Annotated in this window: 14 protein-coding genes; 11 read left to right on the top strand and 3 right to left on the bottom strand. The window is 44.0% G+C overall.

The annotated features are described in order from the left end of the window. Positions 1–7 precede the first annotated feature (7 nt). Genes R7E42_RS13805 through R7E42_RS13765 form a run of 9 tightly spaced genes read left to right on the top strand, consistent with a single transcriptional unit; the run spans position 8 to position 9,290 of the window. A complete protein-coding gene (locus tag R7E42_RS13805) occupies positions 8–1,987 on the top strand; it encodes a phage tail tape measure protein (protein WP_318072759.1) in 1,980 nt (659 codons plus the stop codon). Continuing rightward, entirely contained in the window at positions 1,977–2,318 is a 342-nt protein-coding gene (locus R7E42_RS13800) for a DUF2590 family protein (RefSeq protein ID WP_258673161.1), read from the top strand. Before R7E42_RS13805 ends, R7E42_RS13800 begins: the two co-directional genes overlap by 11 nt. Further along, a complete protein-coding gene (locus R7E42_RS13795) occupies positions 2,315–3,520 on the top strand; it encodes a baseplate J/gp47 family protein (RefSeq protein WP_258673118.1) in 1,206 nt (401 codons plus the stop codon). The genes R7E42_RS13800 and R7E42_RS13795 overlap by 4 nt, the downstream gene beginning before the upstream one ends. Beyond that, positions 3,513–4,109: a phage tail protein gene (locus R7E42_RS13790; protein WP_017635434.1), complete on the top strand. Its 597-nt coding sequence runs from the start codon at positions 3,513–3,515 to the stop codon at positions 4,107–4,109. Before R7E42_RS13795 ends, R7E42_RS13790 begins: the two co-directional genes overlap by 8 nt. A 6-nt stretch (positions 4,110–4,115) precedes the next feature. Then, positions 4,116–5,894: a phage tail protein gene (locus R7E42_RS13785; protein WP_104974969.1), complete on the top strand. Its 1,779-nt coding sequence runs from the start codon at positions 4,116–4,118 to the stop codon at positions 5,892–5,894. Positions 5,895–5,897: 3 nt separating this feature from the next. After that, positions 5,898–6,299 (top strand): hypothetical protein, encoded by a 402-nt coding sequence (locus tag R7E42_RS13780; RefSeq protein WP_048625789.1) that lies wholly within the window; start codon positions 5,898–5,900, stop codon positions 6,297–6,299. Then, the gene (locus tag R7E42_RS13775; protein WP_318072758.1) at positions 6,296–7,186 is read left to right on the top strand and encodes a hypothetical protein; all 891 of its coding nucleotides are present in this window, start codon (positions 6,296–6,298) and stop codon (positions 7,184–7,186) included. The genes R7E42_RS13780 and R7E42_RS13775 overlap by 4 nt, the downstream gene beginning before the upstream one ends. Beyond that, positions 7,180–7,653 (top strand): hypothetical protein, encoded by a 474-nt coding sequence (locus tag R7E42_RS13770; protein WP_048625787.1) that lies wholly within the window; start codon positions 7,180–7,182, stop codon positions 7,651–7,653. Before R7E42_RS13775 ends, R7E42_RS13770 begins: the two co-directional genes overlap by 7 nt. Beyond that, a complete protein-coding gene (locus R7E42_RS13765; RefSeq protein WP_318072757.1) occupies positions 7,650–9,290 on the top strand; it encodes a hypothetical protein in 1,641 nt (546 codons plus the stop codon). Before R7E42_RS13770 ends, R7E42_RS13765 begins: the two co-directional genes overlap by 4 nt. A gap of 141 nt (positions 9,291–9,431) precedes the next feature. On the opposite strand, the gene R7E42_RS13760 is transcribed toward R7E42_RS13765, so the two are convergent. Beyond that, complete coding sequence (locus tag R7E42_RS13760; protein WP_213917064.1) at positions 9,432–9,608, bottom strand: hypothetical protein; 177 nt, start codon at positions 9,606–9,608, stop codon at positions 9,432–9,434. Positions 9,609–11,454: 1,846 nt separating this feature from the next. Here R7E42_RS13760 and R7E42_RS13755 point away from each other — a divergent pair. Further along, positions 11,455–12,084 carry a DsbA family protein gene (locus tag R7E42_RS13755; protein WP_262639471.1) on the top strand — a complete coding sequence of 210 codons (630 nt, stop codon included), beginning with the start codon at positions 11,455–11,457 and terminating at the stop codon, positions 12,082–12,084. A 77-nt stretch (positions 12,085–12,161) separates the two neighbouring features. On the opposite strand, the gene R7E42_RS13750 is transcribed toward R7E42_RS13755, so the two are convergent. Together R7E42_RS13750 and rnt are read right to left on the bottom strand one after the other, a co-directional pair. Further along, the gene (locus R7E42_RS13750; RefSeq protein WP_017821192.1) at positions 12,162–13,487 is read right to left on the bottom strand and encodes a Na+/H+ antiporter family protein; all 1,326 of its coding nucleotides are present in this window, start codon (positions 13,485–13,487) and stop codon (positions 12,162–12,164) included. 28 nt (positions 13,488–13,515) lie between these two features. Then, positions 13,516–14,160, bottom strand: a complete 645-nt coding sequence (gene rnt, locus R7E42_RS13745) for a ribonuclease T (RefSeq protein ID WP_005384888.1) — start codon at positions 14,158–14,160, stop codon at positions 13,516–13,518. A gap of 341 nt (positions 14,161–14,501) precedes the next feature. Here rnt and motY point away from each other — a divergent pair, with 341 nt between their 5' ends. Beyond that, positions 14,502–15,383 carry a flagellar protein MotY gene (motY, locus tag R7E42_RS13740; RefSeq protein ID WP_005384887.1) on the top strand — a complete coding sequence of 294 codons (882 nt, stop codon included), beginning with the start codon at positions 14,502–14,504 and terminating at the stop codon, positions 15,381–15,383. The last annotated feature ends 118 nt before the right edge of the window (positions 15,384–15,501 follow it).

The following is a 15,501-nucleotide window of genomic DNA, read 5'->3' as shown; positions in this document are numbered from 1 at the left end:
TTACGCGATGAGCATGGAAAAACTGTTGGTGCACATAGCGTTGGTTGATCAAGTCACCAAGCCGCTGCAGGGGATTACTAAAGAAGTACAAGCTTCGATGGATGCTGGTAAGCAAGGCATGCAAAACATGGCGGCAGGTGGTGCGGGTTTAGTCGCCACGGGCTTTGCTATTCAAAATGCGCTGATGCCAGCGATTGAAATGGATAGAAAGCTAGGCGAAGTGAAGTCGTTAGGGGTTCTGGATGAGGATCTCACGAAGCTTTCAAAGACCGCACTTTGGACATCGGCACAGTACGGGAAGTCTGCCACAGATATTGTCGGCGCCTCATATGATATCAAGTCAGCATTTGGTGATATTGATGGAGATAGCCTTTCTGACATCACCAAAAGCTCTGCCGTTTTAGCCGCTGCGACTAAGGCTGATACTGCAACCATTACGGATTATATGGGCACCATGTATGGTGTTTTCAAAAATCAAGCTGATGAAATTGGGGTTGGCATTTGGTCCAAACAAATTGCCGGCATGACCGCGCAATCTGTTGAAATGTTTAAGACTACAGGCGCAGGCATGAGTAGTGCTTTTACTAGCATCGGAGCGAATGCGACCAGTGCAGGAGTTGCTATCGAAGAGCAGATGGCGATTTTAGGCACTCTTCAATCAACCATGAGTGGCAGCGAAGCGGGTACCAAATACAAAGCATTCTTAGCGGGTGTGGCCAACGCTCAAGATAAGCTCAATTTGTCGTTTACCGATAGCCAAGGTCAGATGCTGCCTATGCTAGATATTCTTGAACAATTGAAAGGTAAATATGGTGACACCTTAAGTGTTGCTGAAGCGGCTGATTTGAAAAAGGCATTCGGCTCAGAAGAAGCCGTTAGCATGATTAAGTTATTAATGGCTGATACCGAAGGACTCGCAGGCAGTATTGACCAACTTGGTCAAATCGAGGGAATGTCGAAGGCTGAGCAAATGGCCAGCACCATGACAGATCAGTGGGAACGGTTAGAAGCGGCATGGTTTGCGGTTCGTGCTGCGGTATTTGGTGCGATTCTTCCTTCAATCAATTCGGTTGTAGGCACCATGGCTGACGGCTTAATGGTGCTTGTTGGTTGGACGGACCAATTTCCTTGGCTTGCTGAAATTCTTGGCTATGTCGCCATCGCAGGCCTGTCTCTTGGCGGGGTGATTGCAACATTGTCGCTTGCCATGGGGATCGGGCAAATGATGTCTGCTGGTTGGACGGTTACCATGACGAGTTTAAATAGCATCATGAAACTACTGCGTATTAGTACGCTGGCGAGTACTGCTGCTGCATGGCTATTTAACGCCGCGCTTTGGGCCAACCCGTTAACTTGGGTTGTCGCTGGTATAGCGCTGCTTATAGGTGGTATTGCTGCGGCAATCTATTGGTGGGACGACTTAACCTCCGCGTTTAAAGATACGGCTTGGTTTGATGTTATTGCTCATGCTATCGAAGGGCTCGTTGATTTACTCAATATGCTCCCAGGTGTTGATATTGAACTGGGGAGCCAAATTGAAACGCTAGAGATGGCAACGGCCGTCCAAGATGAACACAGTACTCCTATATCACAGAACCTAACTCCGGGTGATGCGTCAGAAGTTAAGCAATTAGAACTACTTCAACCTCAAATGAGTTACGAGTCTGCGATAGCGACGAACCAAGACGTTTATGGATATAAGCCAGAGCAAATGGCGCCGTTCAAAATTGCAGAAAGCCAGGTCATTTCTCAGCCAAGCATCAACGTTGAAGCTCCAAATCTAGATACTCAATCGCCTCAACCGTTTATCGAATATAAAGGGAAGAGCAACGAGCCACGATTGCCTCCTCAAGTGGTGAACAATATGAAAACAACCAATCACAGTGATGCTAGTCGAGTTAGCTCTTTTGGCGACGTGTATATCACTGCCCCTAACGGAATAACACCAGACCAATTAGCCGAGTGGGATGAGCTCAATGTGGGGTAACGACTTAACAGAACGCAAGCGCTACAACGATATCAAAGTGGTCGAGGGTGGCTGGGATATGGACGCAGGCCAACAGCCTAAAGAGTGCAGTGATTTATACAGCATCGCGCAGGACATTAAGCACGCGATCATGGAATCAGGATTGGCTCGCCAATTGGTTGCAGAAAGAAACCCAGCGTTACGCGCTGATGTAATGGTGCAAATTGAGCAACTTTCTGAGAGAGATGTAAGAATGGTACCGGGTTCAGCGACAGCAAGAGAAACAGAAACTGGTGATATCACCTTAACCGCTAAGGCTTATGAATATGGGGAACTTGAGGTGAAAGTATGAGTAAACGACCAAGTACGGATTTTGTTCAGGTGCTAAGTGAATCGGGTGTGCCAGTTACCGAAAAGGACTTTGAAACCAAACTAAAACAAGAAGTCGTGGGGGCTGGTAGTAAGGTTTCGAATGACTCCGAAATGTCACCGTTTTGGAGTTGGGTTCGCGCTGCAGTGGTCACGCCATGTGTTTGGCTGATTAGACATCTATTGGCTCAGCACGTTATGCCCAATATGTTCGTGGCAACCGCTGAGCGTTGGGCTCTGGACCTAAAAGCATGGGAGCACAATATCGCGCCGAAAGTAGCTCAAAGAGCACAAGGCTACATCACACTAACTAAAGCAAATGCTGCTGATGCGGTGACGATTGAGAAAGGGGCGGTTATTCAAACGCTACCTATAGATGGCGTTATGTATAAAGTTCAAGTTATTGAGCCTGGAATCATCGAGGCTGGTCACTTAAAGGGTGAGGTGCTTGTCGAAGCACTTGAAGCGGGCTCCGCGTTTAACTTGCCGGCGGGGTATTTCAACATTATTCCTGAAGCGATACCGGGCATTGTTGATGCGGTGAATGAACCTGACTGGCTCTCTGTACTCGGTGCTGACGCAGAGACTGATGAAGAGTTAGCGCTTCGTATTCAAAATGCCTTTACTAGCTCTGGTGAATGGCACATCGATGATGTGTATCGCTCTATCATCGCCAGCGTAGCGGGGATCCGAAGTGATAACATCTATTTTAGAAATACAGGGGACATAACCCCTGGTTCAGCAGAAGCATTGATTTTGATGGAAGTGGGACCAACCCCGCTAACCGTTCTTGAACAGCTAAATGAGCACATAATGTCTAAAGGGCATCACGGTCACGGTGATGTACTTACCTGTAAAGCCATTCCCGATACGAAACATGAGATCACGGCGGATGTCGTCTTAGCTGAGAACTTAGACAGCGCCACCAAAGTGAATGAACTTCTTGAAGTGGAAGAGAGGATTAGAGCGGCTTTTCGAGAAACAGCAGCTTATCCAGAAATGACACGCGCGAAACCTGAGCATCGTTTTAGCTTATCTTTGCTTGGTACTGAGATACATACCAACATGACGGAAGTTGAATCGGTAAGGTTTACCGTAGACGGAAAAGTCCAAAAAGACATTATCAGCAAGCTAGAACAGCCTCGCTTGAAATCACTCACAGTTAAGGAACTCGTGGATGTCTGAGTCTCGAAATTACGACCAAAGCCGACATTCCCCTCGCTTACCAGAAATTGTGATCCCATGGTGGCAGGACGGAAGAACGACGGCGGATGAAGTCAAAGAACCTCACTTTTTATCTAAAGGCGTTTTTTCATTCTTCCAGATAGTTTGGAGCAGTCTGCTATTTCCGCTTCGCCAAATGGATGCGTTGACCTGTAACGAAAAAGCATTGGAATTAATGGCATGGGATAGAGATATCAAAAGGTTTGAGAGTGAGCCACTTTCACTGTTTCGAAAGCGAGTGAAATACGCAGAAGTGAACGCCAAAGACGCAGGTAGCGTAGCGGGTTTCAAGCGGATTTTTGAAAGGCTAGGCATTGGCATCGTTAAGTTCAAAGAGCGTCAAAGCGAAGTTCAGTGGGACGTTTGTACTATTGAGCTAAGTGATGGCGATATCTCGCAAAACAGCAAGTTGGTTCAAGTGCTCATAGAGCAGTATGGGAGAACTTGCCGTCGATATCGATTTGAAGTTGTTTATCCCATTCAGGTGCACATTCGTACGGCCTGTTTCAGCCAAAGTCAGCAGCTATTTAGTGCAAAACTAGAGGAATAATACAGTATGAGCCAAACCATTATCCCTGCTCAGTTTGAGCGCTATTTAGTGGATAAAATTACAGCGGGTAGTACGACAGACATGAACGAGTTTGTGTTTGCTCATATTCCTAACTTAGACGCTGAATCACCGATTGACCGTGCCCTAGGTCTGCCTAGTGAAGCGTATATCGTGCATCGTCAAAAAGTGGACCAGGCTGCGCGACTTAATAGTAATACGTTGGTGTATTCCGTCATTCTTCAGTCAACCACACCGAGTTTTAAGTTCAATGCGATTTACCTCCATGACAAGCATGTTGAGAACTCCTGTGGCTTGATCGTGTATAAGAACACGGAAACTAAAGAAGAAAACATGACCACTATTAAGTCCGTCGCGCAGGAGTACAGTGGCGCTGCAGCGATAGCAAATATTCATGTTGATCCAGGAACTTGGCAGATAGATTTTCATGGGCGCTTAATGGGCATTGATGATGATTTACGTTTGGCGAATCTCGACCATTATGGCCATTCGGCCTTTGTTCGTGGCTGCTCGGTCGTCGCTAAAGGAAAGTCAAACACGTTTGTTGTTAGTCCCGGAGTTGTTTATGTCTCAGGGTTACGTGTTGAGCTGTCAAAAAAAGAGGTGGTGGTCAGTGATGGCGTTCCCTGCGGCTTGTACTTAGATGTGGTACGCCAAGGCAGCGCACTCTCTCGTTGGGAAAACATAGCAACGGTAAAAAGCTCAAAAACAGAACTCAGTAATTACGTTGATGAAAACGGTCAACAGCATTACATCGCCCGACTTGCTGGCATTGATTCTCATGGCAATGTTACTGATTGGCGCGTGTGGGATGTTATCACTCAGCAACAAGCTGAAGCTGGTGAGGATGAACACCGTAGCCTATGGAGTGCAAAACGAGTCTTTCAGTCTGTCGCGTCATACATCAACAAGAATGTTAAGAATGCCACTAAAACAGCCTCCGGTTGGATGAGTGCAAGCGATAAGAAAAAATTAGACGGGATTCAGAGTGGGGCTCAAGTCAATGTAGCAACTAACTTGAGCGTGTCTCGCAACGCCAATTCTCAAACGGTTAATAGCTCTACGGGTAAAGATGCCACTTTAAGTGCCGCAACAACATCGAGCGCCGGGGTGATGACCGCAGCAGACAAGAAGAAGCTGGATGGCATACAAGCTGGAGCGCAAGCGAATATCGCAACTAACTTGACGGCATCTCGCAATGCCACAACTCAAACGATCAAGAGTTCTACAGGTAAAGATGCGGTTTTAAGTGCCGTGACGGCATCTCATGCAGGGGTAATGACGGCAGCAGATAAGAAAAAGCTCGATGGAGTTGCCACTCAAGCTACGAAAAATCAAACAGACGCACATTTAAAGAACCGAGCTAATCATACGGGCACTCAAGCGATTTCTACTATTAGAGGTTTACAAGAAGCACTCAGTAGTAAATCAAATACAAAGCGGTCAATTTTGTGGAATGGAAGAGCGCCAGGTAATACGAAGCTAAAAACGTCAGAGCCTATTACAAACTTCGACTTCTTGATAGTGACAGCCGAAGGTGGTTATGCAGCAGCGTCAGGGCTAAGTCTGAGCGCGATTGTTGATGTTCAATTAGCAATGGAGCTGGGCCAGTTTTATGTCATCTTGCAGAGTGATGGCAAGTACGGGTTTACCTTGACATGTAAAGAAGTTCAATCAGTTAGAGGTGGTACTTCTCTAAAATACTATGGTGTGACCGCCTATTCAGGTCAGCATTATTTGAGAAAGATTGTGGGCGTTAAGGTGTAAGGCATGGATAAAGAGAAAATATATGGATTAGTGGGAACGGGGTGCTTTCAAGTTATCGGAGGTACCCCTCCGCATGGATGGATAGAGATCCCTTCACCACCCGAAAAGTTGCCCGCTGTCTTGCAATCAAATGGCATATGGACATATCCAGATGCAGTTTCTGGTAGAGAAGAGCCAGCCATTTTTGCTGAAGCAGAGAATCAGTGGGTGGCACATGAAATGGTATATGTGGATAGACAAGTCACATTACATGAAGACTCCGATCCTCGTTCTACGCTAACTGCTTCAGTTTGGAGAAGTTACCGGAGAGCGCTGCGCGACTATGTAAAGGATGGTGTAGTAACGATGGCCATTCGACCACAACGCCCTACAGAGAACTCCATGACAATTGAAGGCCGCTTATGACTTGGTACTTATCCCCATTAAATTGGCCAAGTTACTCGCAGAGCATTCAAACCAAGACTGAGTCAGTGACAGACGCAGTCGGCGCCGTAATGAATGAAGCGATTAACCGGTTAACCAACCATACAAGTGACGCCAATTACGGGCGTCACTCTTTAAGTGAAGAGGCGAGCGCTTTGCTTAAGCTGCGTAGTGAACTTCAATCCTTACTTGTCTCAGGAACCGTACTTACAGTGTCGCCATATCAGTTTCAAGTGGGGACCCGTTTGGACTCGGGGTGTTATCTCAATCCTAGTACTGCAATTAAAACGTTATCTAATAAGCTGCGGGATTACGCTGATAGGCACCGACCAAATGGCCATCTTCATGGCATTGCGATAATGGTAACGGCCTCTCAATTGAATCAATTTTCTCGGCAGCTCATTGAGCTTACATCATTGTTTCCAATGCCTGAGTGGTGCCAAGTAGCTAGGCAAAGTCATGCTTTAAATACCAATGACGTTGATAAGTTCCATCAACCTGCAGCGATCGCTCTACCACGCTTTAAGCCGATGGCTTTACTCAACGCTAACCCATTACATGATGCTTTACATTGGCAAGGTGCCCAAGTAGCTACGCTTGAGTCATTAGCAGACGATGACCATCACGTAATTGACAAGTTGCAGTTACTAGCAGCGAAACGCAATAAAAAGATGGAAGAAATCAAGGCTCAGCTCAACGCCCTGAAGAACTTGAAAAGAAGTATCTATGCATTCTCCGTGGAGGGCAATGCGGAAAGTATAGCGACACGATTGAATCAAGTGGGAACGCCCAACAATCATCAATTTACATTAGCAAGCTTATTGCTTAGCTATGAACCTATGACGTTTTTTGAGGAGCTATTATGCTAGCTCTAGATGGTGTGCCAATTAACTTAGACTCAATGACCGTTGAAATGTCCATGGAGTTTAAAGACCAGGACATGAGTGGGCAGTCTTCTGGTACTGATGTGGCAGAGCAGGGTGACAAAGGCAAAAAGCTTACCTTTAGTGGTCGTGTTCCTTTCATTCGTATAGAAACACTGACCCAACTTTATGCGTTTGCTTCAGATAAAGATGAGTCGAATGCTAGGCGTATTTATCGAATCGGCAATGACATTGCGCTCGCACTTAAAATTCGCAATGTGAAGTTCACTGGACGTATTCAAGCAAGAGAACATGAAACTCTACAGGCTTGGAATGTATCTTTTGAGCTTCGGGAGTACAACAGTGTCGCCGAGCAAAAAGAGCAGCGGATTAAAGCGCAAAGCAAGCCAGAGCAGCGAGAGAACACTCGGTTGAAACAGGCACTCATCACCGCAGAGGAGGCGACTCAATGAAGTTAGATAAGCGCTTGTATATAAGCGGCGAAGAAGTCAAATTGGCAAGTAACATGGTGAGCTTAAAGCTTTCTTTGGGTAGTGTGGCCATCTTTGAAATTGAAGCTACACAACCCTTGAAATTATTCGAGCCGGTGCGTTTTGATATTGGATATGAAAACAAAACGTCGCCTTGGTTTGAGGGCTATGTTGATAAAATCCAATCTACAGTCAATGGCTACCAAAAAATCACAGTAAAAGAACTGACAGGTATTTTGAGTAAACGTTGGTCTCTCAGTTTAGAGCATCCAAATGCCGAGCAAGTTATTGATGCGCTCTCTCACCTTACTGGTCTCGAGTTTAATCTACCCAATAAAGAATACATGAAGACCGCGATCCCAAACTTTGTTTGCCAGGGAACGGGTTATCAATGTTTAGATCAGGTCGCTAAGGCTTTTTCTATTCCTGACTGTGTTTGGTTTCAACATACTGACCAGGTGGTTTATTTTGGCTCCTATCAAGATAGCCATTTCAACGACAAACCAATGCCACTACCTGAAGAGTTTACGAGTCGTCAAAATGGTAACAGTGTCACCTTTGTTCCGTTTCCTATGCTTAGACCAGGTCGGGTTGTGAATGGTAAGCGAGTCAATCGGGTTGACTTAATACAGGATGATATGACGGCGTATTGGAAAGCTGAACAGTCTGAAGTCATACCTAAAAAGCGAGAAACACTACAGCATTTTCCTGAATTAGCAGCAGGCTTTCACTTGCCAAAGTTCGGGCGAGTCGAAATGGTCAGAGACAGTGCGACGGCGGGTAAAGTATCTGACCCATTTCGGCCAAGACTCTCTGTTGATGTGCAAGTTCTAGATGAGAATTTGCAACCAGATAGTAACGTACCGGTTTATCGCTCGATTCCACTGCCAGTTAACATGAGCGGACATGAGTCCGGATTGTTAGCGTATCCATTAGAAGGGACATTGGTTGAAATTGCTTTCGCTTATGGTCGAAGCGATAGACCCATCATACGTGGCGTTTATGGACGTGAATATGCGCTTCCCTCAATAGAGCCTGGTGAACAACTACAACAGCAACGTGAAGAAGTGAGTTATCGAGTCGATGCCGCAGGAAATACAACACTGCAGACTGACCAAACTCAAAATCAGAGAGCGTTTGGTAAGTTAGACCAATTTGAACGGTATAAAGGTGAGTTTGGCCAGCATCAGCTTTTTGTAAATGAGCACAGCACTGAAGAAGTGAATGGTAAGAAGCTCATTGAAGCGCTTGGCGCTATTAATTTGTTGTCAGGAGATGATCTGGTGTTAGGAAGCTTGGGTAACATGCAAACGGCTACCGCTGGCGAACTGATTGAGACCATCGGAAAATTTCGCCGAAGTATTGCCGCTGAGCACCAATGGCTTCAATCACCTAAGACTTGGATAGGCTCTAAGCAAGAGAATGTGTTGATTCTTTTATCGGAGCTAATGCAGGTGGTTAAAGAATTGGCCGACACTTTAGCAACGCATACACACAGCGGTATAGCACCAGGACGAGCAAGTACCAAAACACCAGTGCAAGCGAATGATATTACTGGTCATGGGGAGGATAGTGAGAAGTTGAAGGGCAGGCTTGATGTGATAACACAAACAATTTAGGTATCCAGCATGGAAGGTTAACTTGCAACAATATACTAGCTGGTTATTGATGTGCTTAGTTCGGTAGGTTGTTAATAAGGCTCAAGTGTTAAATTGAACATTAGAAAAGGGGCTAAAGCCCCTTAAGTTAAATAGGCTCGATTATTGACCACGGATCTCGTTCATCGCTCTTGCGTATTGGCCTTCCACATAGTGCTTTTCACCACTTGCCATACGAATAAAGTACTGATTATCTTTACTCTTTGTTACAGACTCAATGAACGCAATATTAACGCTGATAGTGGTACCGTGGACATTTTCGAAACTAAAAAAACGCATAATTATCTCCTATACATGCTGAAAGTAGTTAATTGTACCTAATTTTTCGCACAAGTTAGTACGAAGGTTAACCACTTAGAACCTTAACTATGTCTAGTTAGTCACAGTTCCGCTCTTTAGAATCTCCGAAACAACTTAACCCCCTATTTTATTAAGCTATTCATAAAATTATATAAATATTGAGATGTGTCACTTGGGCTCTCGAATTAGTCATTTTGAATAAGGCTTTTTAGTATTGCTAAGTGTGGGAGAAAACTTTGAGAAAACGTAGGCAGAGCTATTCAAAGCGATATAACAATAAATGGATGCGTTTTGATTATGATCAAAATATTGTCATCCAAATAAAAAACGATGTGAAATTGAGGGCATATAATTAATAGTGCGATTCACTCATGCTCATAACTATATTTAACACGGAGGTGTTTATGATGAAGCACATATTGTTACTTTCAAGCTTGTTACTAAGCACTCAATGCTTCTCAAGTGTAAAGCTTATACCTGATGGTGATATTGGACGGTTAATTATTGAGAACTCTAGCTCACAACGCTGTACATACCATATTACGGTAGAGGACTACTCTCGTTTGACTTCAACGAGTGACTTAAAATGGCATAAAAAATCTGTAGGTAAATATGAGCTTACAGCCAACTCCAATTATATTGAAGAGTTTTACTCATCTGAAGCTTTGGATTGGAGGTATAGCTTAAACTGGAAGCGTTGTGATTAAGCAAAGCTAGGAGAGTTATTATGAATAAAAAGTTACCTATGTTAACTATACTATCTTTACTCTTACTGTCTAGCTATACATATGCTGATGTTGACTGCAAGGGGAACGCATGTAAGAACATCAAACATCGGTTTGTAGAAGTTCAAGGTGATGACTTTAAGTATGAGGTTACTAATAACAGATCAGATGACATTGATGTAAAAATACACTGGGGAAAACTATTAGACTGTAATTCATATAATCGAATCGTACTTTACTCAGGAGAAACTCAAAGGGTAAAGAACCCCATTAACGTTAAAGCAGTATGCTACATAACTTCGAATAAGCGTTGAAATCTAATTAATTGTTTTCTTTTGAATTTTCTAGCGCAGCTATACAGCTGTGCTTTTTCTGTTTCTCTCGAATTAAACTTTTAACTGAATGATGTGTCTCGAAGAGTAGTTGTAGACTCACGAAACACACTGAGCGGATGACAAAATCCGCACTCTCCTCACCCGCCTGCGAGGTTTTTCGATCAGTTTTTTTTCAGTTTTTGTGTACTGAAATTTAGTGGGGAGAGTTCCTAGAGTGTCTCGTGGGAAACCATATATATAGCGGGGCTTGCGAGAGAATAGAGCTACTTAGAGCCTAGACTGAGAGTGTTTTGAAAATTTCAAAGATTGAAAATATTTTCAGTAAATTCCAATTTTAATGATCTGGAAAGATCAAGATGACTTTTGCAAGTACATGAAAAATAAGTGTTGTTCAGAATTTTGTGAGAAATATAGATGATCAGGTGAGCGAAGATAAGATCTGATTAAGAGGGCATAGAGCCTTACTCTATAAGGCTTTAGAGCGAATTATTAAGATAAAGCAGTTTTTCAATTTATGAGACGGTATAATTAAACTCAGATGTCAAAATCACTGTGCAGTTAACGGGACAAAACCGCTGTTTACGTGTTGATGAAGAAGAGGGGAACGAGTGAGTGCTGGACCTATATTGTTATCAGGGTTACAAGCAAAACTCGTTAACTCTTAAGCAGAAACCAAGCAATAAGATTTAAATGTGTCGCCACTTTATCGCCATTTATTATTCTTGTTTCATTTAACTAATTGATTTTATAGGTTAAAAAATTAAAGTGGATATAAAGCTTTACTACGTGCATGACCCAATGTGCAGTTGGTGTTGGGGTTACAAACCAACGCTGGATAAACTAAAACAGCAACTGCCAGGTGTGATTCAGTTTGAGTATGTGGTTGGTGGTCTTGCGCCAGATACTAATTTACCGATGCCGCCCGAGATGCAACAAAAACTCGAAGGTATTTGGAAGCAGATTGAGCGCCAGTTAGGCACTAAGTTTAACTACGATTTCTGGAAGCTTTGTACGCCAGTAAGAAGCACTTACCAATCTTGTCGTGCGGTTCTTGCAGCGGGCTTTCAAGACTCTTATGAGCAGATGCTAGAAGCGATTCAGCATGCGTATTACTTACGTGCGATGCCTCCTCATGAAGAAGCCACTCACTTGCAACTAGCGAGAGAAATTGGCTTGAATGTTCAGCAATTCAAGAATGACATGGATGGCTCTTTCTTAGAAGGTGTGTTCGAAGATCAATTGAGCCTTGCAAAGAGCCTAGGTGTGAGCTCTTACCCTAGCTTGGTTCTTAAAATTAACGACGCTTATTTTCCGATTGCCATCGATTACCTGTCGACAGAACCAACCTTGAAGCTGATTCGTGAGCGTATTATTGACAATATGCCAGCGCAATAACCACAGTTATGAATAACAAAAAGCCGCTCATTGAGCGGCTTTTTCGTAACTAATGTACATCCATCCAAACAATAGTATTAAAGCACCATTGCTGCAATCCAACCAAAGATGATTAGAGGGATATTGTAATGGATAAAGGTTGGAACGACTGTTTCCCAAATGTGCTCATGTTGACCGTCGGCATTTAGACCAGATGTAGGGCCTAATGTAGAGTCAGAAGCTGGAGAGCCTGCATCACCTAACGCCGCTGCAGTGCCTACCAGTGCAATCGTTGCCATCGGCGAGAAACCGAATGCTAGCGCAAGAGGAACATAGATAGTTGCAAGGATTGGAATCGTAGAGAACGATGAACCAATGCCCATTGTTACTAATAGGCCAACGATCAGCATCAGTAGTGCAGCTAAAGGCTTATTGTCACCGATGCTGGTTGATAGCGATTGTACTAGTGTTTCAACACCGCCAGTTTGCTTCATTACTGCTGCAAAACCTGCCGCTGCAATCATGATGAAGCCAATCATTGCCATCATGTGTACACCTTTAGTGAATACGTCGTGCGTCTCTTTCCATGCAATAACGCCGCCGAAAGTGAACACCATAAAGCCAGCTAGAGCACCGATAATCATTGAACCCGTGTAAAGCTGAACACCCAAAGCAGCGACAATACCAAGTGCCGCAACTAAGATGTGCTTTTTATTAATGACGTGATCGGTTTCGTCAACGACAGTCAACTCAGTTTCTTTGTAGACACGCGGTTTACGATAGCTCACAAAGATAGCCAGTAATAGACCAAACAGCATCCCTGCACCTGGCAGTAACATGGCGGTTGGGACTTGGCTTGCAACCACATTCTCCAAACCGTTGTCATGTAGGTTCTTTAATAGAATGTTGTTTAAGAAAATACCGCCGAAACCAACAGGTAAGATCATGTAAGGTGTGATCAAACCGAAGGTAAGAACACACGCGACCAAACGTCGGTCGAGCTTAAGTTTCGCGAATACGCCCAAAAGAGGTGGAATCAAAATTGGAATAAAGGCGATATGGACCGGAATTACGTTCTGAGATGACATCGTGACAAGCACTAATGCCACCAACACGGCGTACTTTAACCCGGTAGTTGACGCCGAGTTTTCTTTACCATTTAAGCGCTTGATAACACTTTTGGCCAGTAGATCCGTGATGCCTGATTTCGAGATGGCAACAGCGAAAGTACCTAACATGGCGTAGCTTAGCGCGATAGTTGCACCGCCACCTAGACCACTTTCAAATGCGGCAACCGTATCCCCAAGGCTCATGCCTGCGACTAGGCCGCCTACGATGGCACTAAACGTGAGGGCAACCACCACGTTTACGCGCATCAATGCTAACACGAGCATGACGCACACTGATATAACGACAGGATTCATACTTTTCCTAATATGTTGTGTTTACTTATTATTCTTCGTCGACAAGCGGCCAACCGCCGAGGGCCTTCCATTTGTTGACAATTCCGCAGAATAATTCTGCTGTTTTTTGTGTATCGTAAAGCGCAGAGTGTGCTTCACGGTTATCAAATTCCATCCCGGCTGTTTTGCATGCTTTAGCGAGAACTGTTTGGCCATAAGCAAGGCCACTTAATGTAGCCGTATCAAAAGTAGCAAAGGGATGAAAAGGGACTCTTTTTAGTTTACAGCGTTCATTTGCTGCGTTTACAAAACCCAAGTCGAATGCTGCGTTATGAGCAACCATAATTGCACGTGAGCAATCTGCGGCTTTTTGTTCTTTGCGAATAAGCTTATAAATTTCCTTTAGCGCCTCTTGCTCAGAAACAGCACCACGAAGAGGGCTGAAAGGGTCACGAATACCATTGAATTCAAGCGCTTCTTTTTCTAAGTTAGCGCCTTCAAATGGTTCCACATGAAAATGAATGGTGGAGGCCGGATGCAACACGCCATGTTCGTCCATTTTCAACGTAACGGCACAGATTTCTAAAAGTGCATCAGTTTGAGCATTGAAACCAGCGGTCTCAACGTCTACTACCACAGGGAAATAACCACGAAAGCGTTTTTTCAAGGTTAGAGCTTCATTTTCTAGTGTCATGTTGGCTTATTTTTGTGTGACGAAGGCTGCATTATTGCAGATTATACCGATGAGAAAAACCGCAATTTAAGAGAAAACCGGAATTCTATTTTGCATCCAATCAATAAGTTTGTATTGCATATTATGTAGACGTTTATTCGCCATACTTTGCATCATGTAAACCGATAAAACATGAGTAAGTAAAACGCTAAGTGGCGGTTAAGGTGATTGGAACACGGTGGCTCACATTAATGGCAGTGTGACAGATAACCCTATATTGGCGAGATTTTTGCATGCCGGTTGAAGTGGTTTTATTGATGCAAATTGACGGCAACAGACTGCCGTTTAAGAGACAGTATTAGATGAAGAAATGGCTGATTACCAGTGGTGTTGTATTTTCGTTGTTTAGCACAAGCAGCTTCGCTTTGATGGGCAAACGTTATGCTGCAACTCCACAGCAATCTCAATGGGAAATGGTGGTCAATACACCATTAGAATGTCAGCTTGTACACCCCATTCCAAGCTTTGGAGATGCGGTATTTTCATCTCGTGCGAATAAAAAAATCAATTTAGACTTTGAGTTAAAAATGCGTCGCCCGATGGGAGAAACACGTAACGTCAGTCTCATTTCTATGCCGCCACCTTGGCGACCAGGTGAACACGCCGATCGAATTACAAACCTAAAGTTTTTTAAACAGTTTGATGGTTATGTCGGAGGGCAAACAGCATGGGGCATTTTGTCTGAGCTGGAAAAAGGCCGTTATCCGACCTTTAGTTACCAAGATTGGCAGAGCCGAGATCAGAGAATTGAAGTCGCATTGTCATCAGTACTATTTCAAAACAAGTACAACGCGTTTAGCGACTGTATTTCCAACTTATTGAAATACAGTTTCGAGGACATTGCTTTTACGATTTTGCACTACGAAAGACAAGGTGATCAGTTAACCAAGGCTTCTAAAAAGCGTTTATCACAAATTGCAGATTATATCCGACATAATCAAGATATCGATCTCGTGCTGGTGGCGACGTACACAGATTCAACCGATGGTAAAAGTGCGAGTCAAAGTTTATCAGAGCGACGTGCAGAGTCACTTCGTGATTACTTTCAGTCTCTAGGGCTACCGGAAGATCGAATTCAAGTGCAAGGGTACGGCAAGCGTCGTCCTATTGCAGATAACGGTTCGCCAATAGGAAAAGACAAAAACCGCCGAGTCGTGATATCTCTAGGGCGAACCCAAGTGTGATGCATATAAAAACGCCGAAGCTGAAAGCTTCGGCGTTTTTGATTTACTGACGTTGTTAATAATATTTTAGTGGTATTTTGCCAAGCACCTTTCGGTGATTCTTGCTGTATAATTTGAA

This window comes from Vibrio sp. Vb1337, from assembly GCF_033338715.1.
Classification (GTDB): Bacteria; Pseudomonadota; Gammaproteobacteria; order Enterobacterales; family Vibrionaceae; genus Vibrio; species Vibrio alginolyticus.
This window is presented reverse-complemented; position numbering and strand designations above follow the sequence as displayed.